Source organism: Amycolatopsis alba DSM 44262, assembly GCF_000384215.1.
GTDB lineage: Bacteria > Actinomycetota > Actinomycetes > Mycobacteriales > Pseudonocardiaceae > Amycolatopsis > Amycolatopsis alba.
Genome location: NZ_KB913032.1, coordinates 1,632,090 through 1,647,525, shown reverse-complemented (window position 1 = coordinate 1,647,525; position 15,436 = coordinate 1,632,090). Strand labels below are relative to the sequence as shown.

The window sequence follows — 15,436 nt, the reverse complement described above, 5'->3', positions numbered from 1 at the left end:
CGGAGTAGCGTCCGGGGGAAAGCCTGCTCGGGAGGTCTTTGTGTCCGAACCCAGGAAGATCGTCATCGTCGGTGCCGGCCTCGCGGGAGCGACGGCCGCCGGGACGCTGCGAGAACGTGGCTACGCGGGTGAAATCCTGCTGCTCGGCACCGACAAGCATCGCCCGTACGAATTACCGCCCTTGTCCAAAGGGCTGCTGATGGGCAACACCGATGAACCCGATTGGGTGCACGACGCGGGTTTCTACGAAGAGAAGGACATCGCTTTCCGGAGCGGCGCGACCGCGACCAAGATCGAACTCGGCTCGCGCCTCGTGCACGACGACGCGGGCGGCGAGCATCGCTTCGACCGTCTCGTGCTCGCGACCGGCTCCCAGCCGCGCTCCTTGCCGGTGCCCGGCGGCGACCTGCCCGGACTGCGGACCCTGCGCACCCTCGACGACGCGCTGGCGCTGCGTTCGGCGTTCAAGGACGCCGAACGGGTGGTGATCGTCGGCGCGGGCTGGATCGGCACTGAGGCCGCGGCGGCCGCCAGGGAGCATGGCGCTGAGGTGACCGTGGTCGACCAGGTCGGCTCGCCGCTGCTCGCGGTACTGGGCGAGGAGGTGTCCGGCGTCTTCAAGGACCTTCACACCACCCACGGGGTGAACTGGCGTCTCGGTGAAGGCGTCGCCGGGTTCACCGGTGGCCCGGACGGGGTGACCGGCGTACGTCTTCAGAGCGGGGATGAGCTTCCCGCGGACGTCGTGCTGGTGGCCGTCGGCGCCGCTCCCCGCGTCGACCTCGCGCACGCCGCCGGGCTGGAACTGTCCGACGACGGCGGTGTCTGCGCCGACGCGGGCCTGCGGACCGCCGCGCCCGACGTCTACGCGATCGGCGACATCGCCGCGCATTTCCATCCCCGCTACGGAAAACGCGTCCGCGTCGAGCACTGGTCGAACGCGAAATGGCAGGGCGAGCACGTCGCGGCGAACCTGCTGGGAGAGAACGAGCCGTACCTGAAGAGCCCGTATTTCTTCTCGGACCAGTACGACCTCGGCTGCGAATACCGAGGCCTCGCCGATCCCGAAACCGATCAGCTGGTGGTGCGCGGCGACCTCGCGGCGCGGGACTTCACGGCGTTCTGGCTGCGGGACGGGCAGGTGACCGCCGCGATGAACGTCAACCAGTGGGATGACGGGGACGCGTTGAAGGCCCTTGTCGAGGGACGCGCTTCGGTGACGGCGGAGCAGCTGAAGACGGCCGATCTCAAGGGACTCGCCTAGGTACATGAAGGCCCCCTTCACGCACCCCCCAACCCGCCACCGGAACGTCGAGGTGGAGTTGTGAAAGCCACTTTCGCAACCTTCAACGTTGTGAAAGTGGCTTTCGCAACGTCAGCGGGAAGCGGAAAGTGGCGGTTCCGCGGTTGTAGGGCTTGACGGTGAAGGAATCAGGACGTTCAACGTCCTGATTCCTTCACCGTCGAGCGGGTCGCCAGGTCTTGAATCTTGATCGACGGAAGATCCGGGACAGTCACCGTCCCCAATCCTCCGTTGATCAACGTCGTACCGGTCATGACCGGTGGCGGATACGCGACGGGGAAGCTTCCGGACGTACAACGTCCCAAATCCTCGACACCCGACCGCCACTCGCACCAGTGGGTAGGCAAATACGGGTCCGTCAGAACCCGATCGCCGCTCACGAGCCCCTACGCCTGCTGGAGTGCCAGGGTCTCCGGTGCCGTCGACCGCGTCATGGTCCCGAAGGCCAGCAGAGCCAGCACGCCGAACCCCGCCATCACGATCCCCATCGGCACGGCGGTGCCCGGACCGCCCAGCCCGACCAGCGGCGTCGCCAGCCCGCCGACGACGAACTGCAGCACGCCCAGCAGCGCCGACGCCGAACCGGCGGACCGCGCCTGTTCGGCCAGCGCCAGCGAACTCGCGTTCGGCGCCACCATGCCGATGCTCGACACCAGGATGAACAGCGGGATCAGCAGCCCGATCAGGCCGAGGTCCAGCACCGTCGCGGCCAGCACGCCGAACCCGGCCACCGCCGCGATGCCGAGGCCGACGGTCAGCAGCGTCCGCTCCGGGAAACGTCCGACGATGCGCCCGTTCAGCTGGCCGACGGCCACGATGCCGATACCGTTGAGCCCGAACACCAGGCTGTACGCCTGCGGGCTGAGCCCGTAGACACCCTGCAGCGCGAAGGACGAGCCGGAGATGTAGGCGAACAGGCTGCCGAACATGAGCCCGGAAGCCAGCGCGTAGCCGAGGAAAGCGCGATCGCGGAGCAGGCTTCCGTACTTCCGGAGCACCGAGCCGAAGCGGGCCGGGGTACGGCGTTCCTCGGGCAGCGGTTCCGGCAGCAGGAAGAAGACGACGGCGAGCAGGAACGCGCCGAACACGGTCAGGCAGACGAACACGCCGCGCCACGAGGTCCAGTTCAGGATCTGGCCGCCGATGATCGGCGCCAGGATCGGGGCGAGCCCGTTGACCAGCATGAGCAGCGAGAAGAACTTCGTCATCGCGGTGCCGGAGTAGAAGTCGCGCACGGTCGCCCTGGCGATCACGATGCCGGCCGCGGCACCGAAGGCCTGGACACCGCGCGCGGCGATGAGCAGTTCGGCGCTCGGGGCGAGGGCGCACAGGATCGAGCCGACCATGTAGAGCGCGAGCCCGGCCACGAGCGGTTTGCGGCGGCCGATCGCGTCGGACAGCGGTCCGAGGATCAGCTGCCCGATGGCGAGCCCGATGATGAACGCGCTCAGCGTGAGCTGGACGGTCGCGTCCGCCGCGCGCAGTTCGCCCGCCATCTGCGGGAGCGCGGGCAGGTACATGTCGATGGACAGGGGCCCGAAGGCGGACAGGCCGCCGAGGATCAGGACGAACCGGGCGCGGCCGGTGGTACTCGGTCGCGTGACGATTTCTTCCACTCGCTCGGGCGCGATGGTCATGCTCGTTCCTTCCCCAGTGATGGTTCCGCGAGGAACAACTTGCTTAGAGTAGGTAACTATTCCCGTTGTGACTCAGGGCACCCTAAGTTCAGACTACTGATCCGATCAATTTTCGACACAAATCGCAGCGACCTCTAGATCTTGCCGGAGGTCGTCGGGTATACATCGGATGTATGTTCGTTGCTGTTGGAGCCGTCGAATGCTGACGGTTCGGCCGGAAGGGAAAATCCGTGCAGCTGTTGCGTCTCGGGGAACCGGGAAGTGAGCGTCCGTTCGTACGTGCCGGGGACGGCACGGTGCGCGACCTCTCGGGGCTGACTTCCGACATCGATGGCAGCTTCTTCGCGAGCGACGGTGTCGCCAGGGTCGCGGCCGCGCTGGCCGCCGGTGAGCTGCCTGAAGCCGGTCCTGAACTCGCGCGCGCCAGGGTGGGCGCGCCGATCGCGCGGCCCGGCAAGGTCGTCTGCGTCGGCCTCAACTACCGGCAGCACGCAGAGGAGTCCGGTGCCGAGGTCCCGACCGAGCCGGTCGTCTTCATGAAGGCGCCCGACGTCGTCGTCGGCCCGGAGGACGACGTGCTCGTGCCGCGTGGTTCGACCAAGACCGACTGGGAGGTCGAGCTCGGCGTCGTCATCGGCAAGACCGCGCGCTACATCGAGAGCGTCGAAGAGGCCCTCGAGTACGTCGCCGGGTACACCGTCTCGAACGACGTGTCCGAGCGCGAGTTCCAGCTGGAACGCGGCGGCACGTGGGACAAGGGCAAGTCGTGCGAGAACTTCAACCCGCTCGGCCCGTGGCTGGTCACCGCCGACGAGGTGCCCGATCCGCAGGCCCTCGGCCTGCGGCTTTGGGTCAACGGCGAGAAGAAACAGGACTCGTCCACCAAGGACATGATTTTCACGGTCGCCGAGATCGTGCATTATCTGAGTCGGTTCATGGTGCTGCGCCCTGGCGATCTCATCAACACCGGTACCCCGCAGGGCGTCGCGCTCGGCCAGCCCGATCCCAAGCCGTACCTGCGGGAAGGTGACGTCATCGAGCTCGAGATCGACGGCCTCGGCCGCCAGCGCCAGAGCACGAGGCAGGCGTGATGGCGAAGATCGTGGGCATGGAGGTGCTCGACGTCCGCTTCCCCACCTCGCGGGAGCTGGACGGTTCGGACGCCATGAACCCGGACCCGGACTACTCGGCCGCGTACGTCGTGCTCCACACCGACGGCGGACCGGACGGCTACGGCCTCGCGTTCACCATCGGACGCGGCAACGACGTCCAGGCCGCGGCGATCCGCGCGCTGGAACCGCATGTCGTCGGCCTGGACGTGCCGACCGACGCGGCCGCGCTCGGCGCGCTGTCGAGGGCGCTGGTCGGCGACTCGCAACTGCGGTGGCTCGGCCCGGAAAAGGGTGTCGCGCATATGGCGATCGGCGCCGTGGTCAACGCCGCCTGGGACCTCGCCGCGCGCATCGCCGGGCTCCCGGTCTGGCGTTTCGCCGCCGAGATGTCGCCGGAGGAACTGGTCTCCCTCGTCGACTTCCGTTACCTGTCCGACGCGCTGACCGAGCAGGAGGCGCTCGACATCCTCCGCGCCGCCGAGCCCGGCCGCGCCGAGCGGATCGCCAAGATCGAGCGTGACGGATACCGCGCGTACAGCACTTCCCCCGGCTGGCTCGGGTACTCGGACGAGAAACTCGCCCGGCTCGCCGAGCAGGCCGTCGCGGACGGCTTCGAGATGATCAAGCTGAAGGTCGGCGGCGATCTCGAAGACGACGTCCGCCGGATGAAGCTCGCCCGCGAGACCGTCGGCGCGGACATCCGGGTCGCCGTCGACGCGAACCAGCGCTGGGACGTCTCGTCGGCGATCGCCTGGATGACCGAGCTGGCGCCGTACGACCCGTACTGGATCGAGGAACCGACCTCGCCGGACGACGTGCTCGGGCACGCCGCGATCGCCAAGGCCCTGTCCCCGATCCGCGTGGCCACCGGTGAGCACGTCCAGAACCGCGTGGTGTTCAAGCAGCTGCTGCAGGCCGGTGCGATCTCGGTGCTGCAGCTGGACGCCGCCAGGGTCGGCGGGTTCAACGAGAACCTCGCGATCCTGTTGCTGGCGGCCAAATTCGACGTCCCGGTGTGCCCGCACGCCGGCGGGGTCGGGCTGTGCGAGCTCGTGCGGCACCTGTCGATGTTCGACTTCGCGGCGGTGTCCGGTTCCGACGTCGACCGGTCCATCGAGTGGGTCGACCACCTCCACGAGCATTTCACCGATCCGGCCGTCGTGACCCGCGGCCGCTACCTGGCGCCCTCCGCGCCGGGCTTCTCGGCACGGATGCACGACGCCACCCTGCGCCGGTTCACCTTCCCCGACGGTCCAGAATGGACGGAGATCGACAGTGAGTGAGTTCGAAGGCCTTGTCGCCGCCGTCACCGGCGGTGCCTCCGGTATCGGCAGGGCCACCGCCGACCTGCTCGCCGCACGCGGGGCGAAGGTCGCGGTCCTCGACCTGAAGCCGGACGACCTTCCCGAAGGTCTCACCGGATTCCGGTGCGACGTCGGCTCCGACGACGAGGTCCGCGCGGCGATCGACGCGGTCGCGGAGCGTTTCGGCAGGCTCGACGTCCTGGTCAACAACGCGGGAATCGGCGCGCAGGGCGACGTCACCTCCAACAGTGACGACGAGTGGCACCGGGTCCTCGACATCAACGTCGTCGGCATGGTGCGGCTCGCGCGGGCCGCGTTGCCGCATCTGAAGAACTCGCCGTCGGCCGCGATCGTCAACACCTGTTCGATCGCCGCGTGGGCAGGCCTGCCCAACCGCGCGCTGTACTCGGCCAGCAAGGGCGCGGTGCTCTCGCTGACCCTGGCGATGGCGACCGACCACCTCGCCGACCGGATCCGGGTCAACTGCGTCTGCCCCGGTACCGCGGACACCCCGTGGGTCGGCAGGCTGCTCGACTCCGCCGGCGACCCGGAGGCCGAACGGGCCGCTTTGGCCGCCCGTCAGCCGATGGGCAGGCTGGTGACCGCGGACGAGGTCGCGAACGCGGTCGTGTACCTCGCCAGTCCGCTGTCGGCTTCGACCACCGGCACGGCACTCGCCGTCGACGGAGGTATGTACGGGCTGCGTCCGCGCGGCCCGGTCCAGCACTAGGTTCCCGCTGTCATCAAGGAGGATGCGGTGCGTACGAGGGTGATCAGGGTGGCCGCCGCGGCCACCGCGCTCGGGCTGGCGCTGTCGGCCTGTGGGTCCACGAAGGACAACGCTCCGAAACCGGGTGCCGGTGGAGCGCAGGGCGGGAAGGTCGGCGCGACGATCCCGCTGCTGACCTCACCGTTCTGGCAGGCCTACAACAACTACGTACCGCTGAAGGCGAAGGAACAGGGCGTCGACGCGCTGCCGACGGTCAACGCGGACAGCGATTCGGCGAAGCAGATCACCGACGTCAACACCTTGCTCAATCAGGGCGTCAAGGGCCTTGTCGTGACCCCCATCGACTCCGCCGCCGTCGTGGCGGGCCTCAAGGCAGCGGAGAACAAAGGCGTCCCGGTGGTGGCGGTCGATGTCGCGCCCGAGAGCGGCAAGGTCGCGATGGTGGTGCGCGCGGACAACAAGGCGTACGGCACCAAGGCCTGTGAAGCGATCGGCGCGAAGGTCACGTCGGGCAAGGTCGTGCAGGTCATGGGCGATCTCGCCTCGGTCAACGGCCGCGACCGCTCCGAGGCGTTCCGGGAATGCATGAAGGCGAAGTTCCCCGGCGTCCAGGTGCTGGAGGTCGCTGCCGAGTGGAAGGCGGACAAGGCGTCGTCCGGTTTGGACAGTCTGCTGACCGCCAACCCGGACATCAAGGCCGTGTACATGCAGGCGGGCGGTGTCTACCTGGCGCCGACGCAGCAGGCGCTCAAACGCAAGAACCTCTACTTCCCGGTCGGCGACCCGAAGCATGTCGTGCTGGTCAGCAACGACGGCATCCCGCAGGAGCTGGCCGCGATCCGCGCGGGCGAACTCGACGCGACCGTGTCCCAGCCCGCCGACGACTACGCCAAGTACGGCATGTACTGGGTCAAGAAGGCGATGGAGGGGGAGACCTTCAAGGCAGGGCCGACCGACCACGGCAGCACGATCGTCGAGGTCCGGCCCGGCATCCTGGAAGACCAGCTCCCCGCGCCGGTCGTCACCAAGGACAACGTCGACGACAAGGCTCTCTGGGGGAACAACCTGTGAGCGCGCTGCCCGCCGGGTCCGCCGCCGTGCCGGTGGTCAGCGCACAGGGCGTCGGCAAACGCTACGGCCCGACCGTGGCGTTGTCCGACGTCAGCATCACCGTCAACCCCGGCGAGTCGCACGCGCTCGTCGGCCGCAACGGTGCCGGGAAGTCGACGCTGGTCTCGATCCTCACCGGACTGTCCAAAACGGACACCGGACGGGTCGAGTTCGGTGGCGTTCCCGCACCGCCCTTGTCCAAACAGGACGACTGGAAGCGTGCCGTCGCCTGTGTCTACCAGCACGCGATGGTCGTCCCGCAGCTGACCGTCGCGGAGAACCTGTTCCTCAACCGCCAGTCGGGTAAGGGCTTCGCGATCGGCTGGCAGCGATTACGCCGCCAGGCACGGGAGCTGCTCGACTCCTGGGACGTGGGTGTCGACGTCGACACCCCGGCTGGCGAGCTTTCGGTCGAAGACCGGCAGTTCGTCGAGATCGCCAGAGCGCTTTCCTACGGTGCCCGGTTCATCGTGCTCGACGAGCCGACGGCGCAACTGGACAGCCAGGCGATCGAGCGGCTCTTCGCGCGGATGCGCCAGATGCAGGCGAACGGGGTGACGTTCCTGTTCATCTCGCATCACCTCCACGAGGTGTACGAGGTGTGCCAGGCGGTCACCGTGCTGCGCGACGCCAAGCACATCCTGACCGCGCCGGTCTCGGAGGTCGGCCGCGCCGAGCTGATCGACGCGATGACCGGCGAGCAGGGCGGGCTTTCCGTCCGCGACGCCTCGACGCGTGAGGCGCTGGCCGAGGACGCCGACGAGGTGCTGACCGTCGACGGGCTTTCCGGTGACGGCTTCGAAGACGTGACGTTCCGGATCCACCGCGGCGAGGTGATCGGGCTCGCGGGCAGCAACGCCAGCGGCAAGCACCAGGTCGCCGAAACCGTGTACGGCCTGCTGTCACCGAGCGCGGGCACGATCCGGGTGGACGGGAAACCGTTGAAACCGGGCGACATCCCGGCCGCGATCCGCGCCGGGATCGGCTGTGTGCCCAGAGACCGGCACCACGAAGGGCTGGTACTCGAACACTCCATCGCGGACAACGCCACACTGTCCATTTTGGATCGCATGGGCAAGGGCGGTGTCGCGTCGCCGGGCGCGCGGTACGCGAAAGCGTCAAAAGCTTTGCGGGACTACGACATCGTCGCGGCCGACGCCGACCAGCCGGTGTCCGACCTTTCCGGTGGCAACCAGCAGAAGGTCGTCCTTGCCCGTGCGCTGGCCGGTGATCCGCGCCTGGTCGTGCTGATCAACCCGACCGCGGGGGTGGACGTGAAATCGAAGGAGGCGCTGCTCGCGGTCGTCGACCGGGTGCGGGCCGAGGGCAAGGCGGTGCTGATCGTCAGCGACGAACTGGACGATCTCCGCCTGAGCGACCGGGTGCTCGTGCTCCGCGCGGGTGCCGTGGTCGCCGAACACCGGGCGGGCTGGTCCGACGGCGACCTGGTGGCCGACATCGAAGGAGTCGAGCGGTGACTGAACTCATGACCGATCCGAAGACTTCGTCGCTGCCTGCCCCGCCGCGCCGCCGGAAGTTCCGCTGGCTGCGCGAACTCGCCCTGATTCCGGCGCTCGTCGTGGTGCTGATCATCGGAGGACTGATCAGTGACACGTTCCTGACCTTCGGCAGCATCGTCGGGATCCTGTCCGCCTCGGCGGCGCTGTCGATGGTGGTGCTCGGCGAATCGCTCGTGCTGCTGACCGGGAAGTTCGACCTGTCGCTGGAATCGACCATGGGCATGGCGCCCGCGCTCGGCGCGATGCTGGTCATCCCGGTGGCGTCTTCGGGCTTCGGCACCGAATTCCCCGGTTTCGCCGGCATCCTCGCCGTGCTGGTGGCCGGTGCCGCGGTCGGTTTCGTGAACGGGTTCCTGATCGTCAAGCTGAAGCTGAACGCCTTCATCGTCACGCTGGCGATGCTGACGGTGCTGCGCGGCACGCAGATCGGGTCCACCCAGGGGAAGACGCTCTTCGACCAGCTGGACGTGTTCACCGCGCTGGCGACGACGACGTTCATCGGGCTGCCGATGTCGGTGTGGCTGGCCGCGGCGCTGTTCACCGTGTTCGGGCTGGGGCTGCGGTATCACCGGATCGGCCGGTCGCTCTACGCCATCGGCGGGAACCGGGAAGCCGCACGGGCCGCCGGTATCCGCGTCGACCGGATCTCGTGGGGTGTGTTCGTCGTGGCCGGTGTGCTGGCCGCGATCGGCGGGCTCGCGTACACCGGTTACGTCGGTGCGCTCGGCGCCGATCAGGGCGACGGGCTCATCCTCCAGGTGTTCGCGGCTGCGGTGATCGGCGGTGTCTCCCTGGACGGTGGGAAGGGCACGCTGGTCGGGGCGCTCACCGGCGTGCTGCTCCTGCAGACGGTCACCAACCTGCTGCAGGTCGCTCAGGTGCCGCCTGAGTGGCTGAAAGCGATCTACGGCGTGATCATCCTGGTCGCGCTGATCATTTCCCGCTACGCCGGCGGGAAAGCCCAGACTTAGCCCGAAAGTCCGTGAAGGCCTCCTTCACTACCTTGAGGGTAGGGAAGGAGGCCTTCACGGAGCATCCATGGAGGTTGTTGTGTCAGGAAGGTTCGGTGGCCGCGGTGGGATCATCGGCGGTGCCGAGGGCGTTGCGGAGCCATTGCTCCACGCCCGCGACGTGCACGGTGGCCCACGAACGCGCGAGTTCGGGCTCGCGGGCGGCGATGGCCTCGTAGATCGCCGTGTGCTGCTCGCGGGTCTTCGCGACCGCGCCCTCCTGGGTGAGCCCGCGCCAGATGCGGGCGCGCGCGGTGGGGCCGGACAGGCTGTCCAGCAGCGAGCACAGCACCGGATTCCCGGACCCGTCGGCGATCTTGCGGTGGAACTGCAGGTCGTTGGCGACCAGTGCCTCCACCGTCGGCGAGTCGGCCAGCTCGTCGAGCAGGCGGCCTAGTTCCGCGATGTCCTCGTCGCCCATGTGCATCGCGGCCATCGCCGTCGCCGCCGGTTCGAGGATCCGGCGGACGGCGAGGAAGTCCAGCACGGTGTCGTCGCGGTGGAAGTCCACCACGAACGTCATCGCGTCGAGGAGGAGATTCGGTTCGAGGCTGGTGACGTACGTCCCGTCGCCCTGGCGGACGTCGAGCACGCGGATCAGGCACAGCGCCTTCACCGCTTCGCGCAGCGAACTGCGGGACAGGCCGAGCCGCTGGGCCAGTTCGGCCTCTTTCGGCAGCCTGTCGCCAGGAGCAAGCTCGCCGGAGATGATCATGTCCTTGATCTTGTCGATCGCGACATCGGTGACCGGCATGTTCCACCGCCCTCCCCGAAGACCTCGGATGTTTGAGTGTCAGTTGACAGAGTGCCATGTTTCGAGCTGAGGAGGCGCGGTGACCCACGGTGTCGCACTACAAAGAGTGGCACTCCACACCCGGTTGAAGCCGGGGAAGGAGGCCGAATACGAGTCGGTCCACGCCGTCATCCCGCCTGACCTGGACGAAGCCCTGCGTGGCGCGGGCGTGCGTTCATGGCGGATCTGGCGTGACGGACTCGATCTGTTCCACGTCGTCGAGGTGGAGGATTACGCGAAGATGCGCGCGGTCCTGCGTGACCATCCGGCCAACATCCCCTGGCAGGCCCGGATGTCGGAACTGCTCGACGTCGAAGACGACTACTCCGGCGGCGATTCGGGCGTCGGCCTGGTCTGGGAGCTTCCGTGAAGATCTCTTTGTCCCCATTGGGGCTCGGCTGCGCGCAGCTGGGCAACCTGTACCACGCCATCACCGACGAGACCGCCGAAGCGACCGTCCGGCAGGCGTGGGACGAAGGCATCCGGTACTTCGACACCGCGCCGCACTACGGTCTCGGCCTGTCGGAACGAAGGCTGGGCGCTGCGCTTTCGGCGTATCCCCGCACGGACTTCGTGGTGTCGACCAAGGTCGGCCGGGTACTGGAGCCGAATCCGGCAGGCGTCTCGCGCACCGACTCGCAGGGTTTCGTCGTTCCGGCGGCGTACAAGAGACGCTGGGACTTCAGCCGTGACGGGATCCTCCGGTCGCTCGAGGACAGTCTGACGAGGCTCGGGCTCGATCGCGTGGACGTCGTCTACGTGCACGACCCGGACGAACATTTCGAAGACACCGTCAACGGCGCGTTCCCCGCGCTGCTGGAGCTGCGGGAGCAGGGTGTCGTCGACGCGATCGGGGCCGGCATGAACCAGGCGCCGATGCTCACGGAGTTCGTCCGCCGGTTCGATCTCGACGTGATCCTGCTGGCGGGCCGGTACACCCTGCTCAACCAGCCCGCCCTCGACGATCTTCTCCCGCTCTGCACGGAACGCGGGGTGGACGTGGTGGCCGGGGGCGCCTTCAACGCGGGGATCCTCGCCACCGCGTCGCCGGGCACGATGTACGACTACGCCGAGGCTCCGGCCGAGCTGGTCGAGCGGGCCCAGCGGATCGCCGAGGTCTGCGAGCGGCACGGTGTCGAACTCCCCCAGGCCGCTTTGGGGTTGCCCGCCGCGCATCCGGCGGTGGTGTCCGTCGTCGTCGGCGCGCACGATCCCGGCCAGGTCCGGCTCAACGCCGAACGCTTCCGCCGTCCGGTGCCCCGCGAGTTGTGGACGGAGCTGATCCGTGCGGGACTGTTGCGTGAGGACACCGTGCTGCGACAGGAGGAACGGCCTTGATCGACGCGCATCACCATCTCTGGGATCCCTCGCGGCGGGACTACCCGTGGATGACGGGTCCGGCGCTGGAACCGATCCGCCGTCCGTACACAGTGGACGATCTCCGCGCGGTGACCAAGGCGGCCGGGGTGAAGGGGACCGTGCTGGTGCAGACGGTCTCGTCGGAGGAGGAGACGCGCGAGTTCCTTTCCGCCGCCGAGGCCGAACCGCTGATCGCCGGTGTCGTCGGCTGGACCGACCTCACCGCTCCCGATGTCGCCGAACGCCTGGCCGCGTTTTCCGGTCCGCTGGTGGGAATCCGGCACCAGGTGGAGGACGAGGCGGATCCGTCGTGGCTGACCCGGCCCGAGGTCCTGCGTGGTCTCGCCGCTCTCGGCGAGGCCGGGCTGGCGTACGACCTGCTGGTCAAGCCACCCCAGCTTCCCGCGGCCCTCGCCGCCGCGAAAGCGTTGCCGGATCAGGTTTTCGTCCTCGATCACGCCGCGAAGCCGCCGATCTCCTCGGGGGAGTGGCAGCCGTGGGCGGACGGCGTCGCGGCGCTGGGCGAGCTGGACAACGTCTACTGCAAGCTTTCGGGGCTGGTGACCGAGGCGGACTGGGCGCGGTGGAAGGTCGGGCAGCTGGCGCGCTGGGCGGAGCACGTGCTGGAGTCCTTCGGGGCTTCGCGGCTGATGTTCGGTTCCGACTGGCCGGTCTGCGAACTGGCGGCCGCGTACGAAGTCGTCGTGGACACGGCGTTTTCGCTGACGGGCTCGTTGAGCGACGCCGAGCGGCTGGACTTCTTCGACGGCACCGCGCGGCGCGCCTACCATCTCGCGTGATCGCCGTTCAATCGCACGAGTTCGGGTATGACAAAGAACCGGCGGGAAGCCGGTTCGAGGAAGAAAGTGGGCGGCGCGGGGTCCGGGCGCCTGAGAACCGCCGATCAACGACCTGCGGCAGGGGGAGAAAAGATCAGAACTCGTCTTGCTTGACCATCGTCCGCAGGCGGGCCAATGCGCGGTGCTGCGTCACGCGCACGTTGCCGGCGGAGATCCCGAGTGCCTCGGCGGTTTCGGCGGCGGAAAGGCCGACGGCGATGCGGAGGGCGAGGATCTCCTGCTGCACTCGCGGAAGGGTCGAGAGCAGCCGGTTGAGCCGGGCACCGAGGTCCAGGTGCAGGGCGTGGGTTTCGGGTTCGTTGTCGGCGATGGGCCGTTCCGGCAGTTCGGGTACCGGCTCCGACCGGTCGCGGGAGACCGCGCGGTAGGCGTCGGCGACCTTGTTGGCGGCGATCGCGTGCACGAGATAGAGGAACGAACCGCCGCGATCCTGGTAGCCGGGCAGCGCCTTCAGCACCGCCATGCACACTTCCTGCGCTACGTCGTCCGCCGACAGGTAGGACAGGTCGCGGCCACCCATTCTGGCCCGGCAGTACCGGACCACGACGGGCCCGATCATTCTCAGCAGTGACTGGATCGCGGCGGGATTCCCGTCGCCCGCGTCTTTGACGAGGGGATCGAGGTCTTCCTTCGTCAGCCGTCCGCCCGGTCGAGGCAGGTTCTCCGGAGTCGTGTATCCGGGGACCGCATCGGGGGTGACGGTTCTGGACGCGCTTGTAGTTGCTTGCATGGTCGTCCTCCCCGGCCGACCCTGCGACCGTCGCTGTCTAGGGGTCAACACTCCGTAACGATTGAGGGCGGCAGGTGCTCCGTAAGATCAGATTCACCTGCCGCCGTTGCGACGCAGCGTAATCGTAGGCGTCGATCGGACGGCAGTAAAGATTTCAACTAGAGATAGCCCATTAGACGGAGTCGGCTTAATACAACCGAGACTCTGCGTCGCGAAAAAGGACTTCGGTGTCGCAGCATGTGCGCGGCACTTAGCGTACCGCGACCAAGGCGACCGCGGTCGCTACGACGAGTGCCGACGTTGTGACGGCAAGGATTGGGTGAAGGGGTTTCGGGGTTTCCGGCCCGCGCAGTGCTCGTTCACGGATCGCGCCGACGGCGACCAAGGTGATCACCATGGCGCCCGCGAACGCGACAGGGACGACCGTCGCCCCCCAGCCCCGTCGTGCGGCCGTGTGCAGAAGCAGGAGTGTGCAGGCAGTAGCCGCGAGTGCCGTCCGGCGCCAAGCCAGCCCGGTCCGTTCCGCTTGCGCTCCGTGATCACCCGAACTCATGAGAAGACCACCAGGGCCGCGGCGGTCACGGTGATCACGAGGATCCCGGCGGTCAGCAGGACCAGCAGCCCGCTCTTCGGCAGTGGCTTTCCCGCCCGCATCGCGGCCTGCACCTGTCGCCAGCGCGGGTACGCGCTCGCCGCGAGCACGGCGGCCAGCACGACGCACAGCCCCGCGAGGAGGGTGCTCAGCGCTGTCGGGGCGGGAACCAGCTGATGGACGGCGACGCCGCCGGCGAGCAGGCCCAGTGCCGTCCGGAGCCAGGCGAGGAAGGTCCGTTCGTTGGCGAGCGTGAATCGGTAATCGGGTTCCGAATCGCCTTCGCGCGGTCCGTTGATCTCAGCCACGCGTCGAACACTAAGCCTTCCGGCGCGCGAAGACCCACCAGCGAAGAACCGCGAAGCGCGCGATGCCGCCCACGACGCTGGCCGCGAGCAGTGCGCCGGTCTGTTCCAGTGCGGTCGGCTCGGTGATCACCGCGTCGAGGGACGCGAGCACGATCGAGCCATACGCGGCGTAGAAGGCGAACGTCACGAGGTCTTGGAAATGCCGTTTGCCCGCGTGACTCTTCCGGGTGGCGAAGGTGACCCGTCGGTGGAACTCGGTGTTCCCGACGGTCGTGACCGCGAGCGCGACCAGATTGGCCACCTGGGGGCCGAGGACCGGCTGCAGGAGAAGGAACAGCACCGCTTGCAGGCCGGTGGCGGCGACGCCGGCGACGACGTACCAAGCGGCATGGTGGCCGAGCTCGTGGTGCCGTTCCGGCGCGCGCCGGATGATCCGGTGCCCTGGCGCCCACCTGGTGGTGGTCATACCGACGACGCTACTCCTTGTTTCACAAATTTGTGAAGCTATTGAACCAGCTGAGAGATTGTGATCCTCGCGACAGCACTGCCGTTTGGCCTGCGGAGACGTCGGGTAAGCCACGGGTGACCGGGTCGAGTACAGCACGTCCCGGCCAACGTCCGACGAGGAGGGCGTGGCCGGTGAGCGACTGTGAGACGGCCGGGCCGGAAAATGATCTTCACTCAGACGGCGGGCCATGCCGGGACCCCCTAGCGTGGTCGGTCAAGTGCAAGACCGCGACGAAGGAAGGGCAGAGATGCTTACAGTCACCGAAGCCGCCGCCGAGGCGATCACCGCACTGACCGGGCAGGAAAACGGGCAGGACGGAGGCGGGCTGCGGTTCGCGATGCATTCCCAGCAGGGGGACAGTCCCCAGCTCGCGGTTTCCGTCGCTCCCGAACCCGAAAGCGGCGACAAGGTCCTCGGCGCCGACGGCGGCCCGAAGGTGTACTTGGAGCCCGAAGCGGCCGCGTTGCTCGACGACAAGGTGCTCGACGTTCAGCAGGACGAGACCGGTGAAGTCGCCTTCGCCGTACTCCCGCAGGCTCAGCCCCAGCCTGGCAGCTGAG

General features: G+C 68.1%; 17 protein-coding genes. 11 read left to right on the top strand and 6 right to left on the bottom strand.

Going from position 1 to position 15,436, the window contains the following annotated elements; translation table 11 throughout:
• The first annotated feature begins 40 nt into the window (after positions 1–40).
• On the top strand, positions 41–1,264 hold the full coding sequence (locus tag AMYAL_RS0107585; protein ID WP_020630711.1) for an NAD(P)/FAD-dependent oxidoreductase: 1,224 nt from the start codon (positions 41–43) through the stop codon (positions 1,262–1,264).
• 425 nt (positions 1,265–1,689) lie between these two features.
• Here the strand turns inward: AMYAL_RS0107585 and AMYAL_RS0107580 are convergent, their stop codons facing one another.
• A complete protein-coding gene (locus AMYAL_RS0107580) occupies positions 1,690–2,940 on the bottom strand; it encodes a Bcr/CflA family multidrug efflux MFS transporter (RefSeq protein WP_020630710.1) in 1,251 nt (416 codons plus the stop codon).
• 230 nt (positions 2,941–3,170) lie between these two features.
• Between AMYAL_RS0107580 and AMYAL_RS0107575 the strand changes: the two genes are divergently transcribed.
• Genes AMYAL_RS0107575 through AMYAL_RS0107550 form a run of 6 tightly spaced genes read left to right on the top strand, consistent with a single transcriptional unit; the run spans position 3,171 to position 9,687 of the window.
• Positions 3,171–4,031 carry a fumarylacetoacetate hydrolase family protein gene (locus AMYAL_RS0107575; protein WP_020630709.1) on the top strand — a complete coding sequence of 287 codons (861 nt, stop codon included), beginning with the start codon at positions 3,171–3,173 and terminating at the stop codon, positions 4,029–4,031.
• Complete coding sequence (locus AMYAL_RS0107570; protein WP_020630708.1) at positions 4,031–5,335, top strand: enolase C-terminal domain-like protein; 1,305 nt, start codon at positions 4,031–4,033, stop codon at positions 5,333–5,335. Before AMYAL_RS0107575 ends, AMYAL_RS0107570 begins: the two co-directional genes overlap by 1 nt.
• A complete protein-coding gene (locus AMYAL_RS0107565; RefSeq protein WP_020630707.1) occupies positions 5,328–6,086 on the top strand; it encodes an SDR family NAD(P)-dependent oxidoreductase in 759 nt (252 codons plus the stop codon). Before AMYAL_RS0107570 ends, AMYAL_RS0107565 begins: the two co-directional genes overlap by 8 nt.
• Positions 6,087–6,113: 27 nt before the next feature.
• On the top strand, positions 6,114–7,157 hold the full coding sequence (locus AMYAL_RS0107560) for a sugar ABC transporter substrate-binding protein (RefSeq protein WP_039793859.1): 1,044 nt from the start codon (positions 6,114–6,116) through the stop codon (positions 7,155–7,157).
• Positions 7,154–8,674 carry a sugar ABC transporter ATP-binding protein gene (locus AMYAL_RS0107555; RefSeq protein ID WP_020630705.1) on the top strand — a complete coding sequence of 507 codons (1,521 nt, stop codon included), beginning with the start codon at positions 7,154–7,156 and terminating at the stop codon, positions 8,672–8,674. Before AMYAL_RS0107560 ends, AMYAL_RS0107555 begins: the two co-directional genes overlap by 4 nt.
• Complete coding sequence (locus tag AMYAL_RS0107550) at positions 8,671–9,687, top strand: ABC transporter permease (RefSeq protein ID WP_020630704.1); 1,017 nt, start codon at positions 8,671–8,673, stop codon at positions 9,685–9,687. The genes AMYAL_RS0107555 and AMYAL_RS0107550 overlap by 4 nt, the downstream gene beginning before the upstream one ends.
• Before the next feature lie 82 nt (positions 9,688–9,769).
• On the opposite strand, the gene AMYAL_RS0107545 is transcribed toward AMYAL_RS0107550, so the two are convergent.
• A complete protein-coding gene (locus AMYAL_RS0107545) occupies positions 9,770–10,480 on the bottom strand; it encodes a FadR/GntR family transcriptional regulator (protein ID WP_020630703.1) in 711 nt (236 codons plus the stop codon).
• 106 nt (positions 10,481–10,586) lie between these two features.
• Between AMYAL_RS0107545 and AMYAL_RS0107540 the strand changes: the two genes are divergently transcribed.
• Genes AMYAL_RS0107540 through AMYAL_RS0107530 form a run of 3 tightly spaced genes read left to right on the top strand, consistent with a single transcriptional unit; the run spans position 10,587 to position 12,678 of the window.
• Positions 10,587–10,889, top strand: a complete 303-nt coding sequence (locus AMYAL_RS0107540) for an L-rhamnose mutarotase (RefSeq protein WP_020630702.1) — start codon at positions 10,587–10,589, stop codon at positions 10,887–10,889.
• Complete coding sequence (locus AMYAL_RS0107535; RefSeq protein WP_026466835.1) at positions 10,886–11,857, top strand: aldo/keto reductase; 972 nt, start codon at positions 10,886–10,888, stop codon at positions 11,855–11,857. The genes AMYAL_RS0107540 and AMYAL_RS0107535 overlap by 4 nt, the downstream gene beginning before the upstream one ends.
• Positions 11,854–12,678: an amidohydrolase family protein gene (locus AMYAL_RS0107530; protein ID WP_020630700.1), complete on the top strand. Its 825-nt coding sequence runs from the start codon at positions 11,854–11,856 to the stop codon at positions 12,676–12,678. Before AMYAL_RS0107535 ends, AMYAL_RS0107530 begins: the two co-directional genes overlap by 4 nt.
• Positions 12,679–12,811: 133 nt before the next feature.
• Here AMYAL_RS0107530 and shbA read toward each other — a convergent pair whose 3' ends face one another.
• The 4 genes from shbA to AMYAL_RS0107515 form a co-directional block, all read right to left on the bottom strand.
• A complete protein-coding gene (gene shbA, locus AMYAL_RS0107525) occupies positions 12,812–13,468 on the bottom strand; it encodes an RNA polymerase sigma factor ShbA (RefSeq protein ID WP_020630699.1) in 657 nt (218 codons plus the stop codon).
• A gap of 250 nt (positions 13,469–13,718) precedes the next feature.
• Entirely contained in the window at positions 13,719–14,021 is a 303-nt protein-coding gene (locus tag AMYAL_RS50945) for a DUF202 domain-containing protein (RefSeq protein WP_084702102.1), read from the bottom strand.
• Positions 14,018–14,368: a YidH family protein gene (locus AMYAL_RS0107520; protein ID WP_020630698.1), complete on the bottom strand. Its 351-nt coding sequence runs from the start codon at positions 14,366–14,368 to the stop codon at positions 14,018–14,020. The genes AMYAL_RS50945 and AMYAL_RS0107520 overlap by 4 nt, the downstream gene beginning before the upstream one ends.
• A gap of 10 nt (positions 14,369–14,378) precedes the next feature.
• A complete protein-coding gene (locus AMYAL_RS0107515; protein WP_020630697.1) occupies positions 14,379–14,834 on the bottom strand; it encodes a GtrA family protein in 456 nt (151 codons plus the stop codon).
• Between the two features lie 289 nt (positions 14,835–15,123).
• Between AMYAL_RS0107515 and AMYAL_RS0107510 the strand changes: the two genes are divergently transcribed.
• Positions 15,124–15,435 carry a hypothetical protein gene (locus tag AMYAL_RS0107510; RefSeq protein ID WP_020630696.1) on the top strand — a complete coding sequence of 104 codons (312 nt, stop codon included), beginning with the start codon at positions 15,124–15,126 and terminating at the stop codon, positions 15,433–15,435.
• The last annotated feature ends 1 nt before the right edge of the window (position 15,436 follow it).

Coding starts and splice junctions, on each gene's coding strand:
- AMYAL_RS0107515 (WP_020630697.1), bottom strand. CDS start 14,834: ATGACCACCACCAGGTGGGCGCCAGGGCACCGGATCATCCGGCGCGCG.
- shbA (WP_020630699.1), bottom strand. CDS start 13,468: ATGCAAGCAACTACAAGCGCGTCCAGAACCGTCACCCCCGATGCGGTC.
- AMYAL_RS50945 (WP_084702102.1), bottom strand. CDS start 14,021: ATGAGTTCGGGTGATCACGGAGCGCAAGCGGAACGGACCGGGCTGGCT.
- AMYAL_RS0107570 (WP_020630708.1), top strand. CDS start 4,031: ATGGCGAAGATCGTGGGCATGGAGGTGCTCGACGTCCGCTTCCCCACC.
- AMYAL_RS0107580 (WP_020630710.1), bottom strand. CDS start 2,940: ATGACCATCGCGCCCGAGCGAGTGGAAGAAATCGTCACGCGACCGAGT.
- AMYAL_RS0107510 (WP_020630696.1), top strand. CDS start 15,124: ATGCTTACAGTCACCGAAGCCGCCGCCGAGGCGATCACCGCACTGACC.
- AMYAL_RS0107545 (WP_020630703.1), bottom strand. CDS start 10,480: ATGCCGGTCACCGATGTCGCGATCGACAAGATCAAGGACATGATCATC.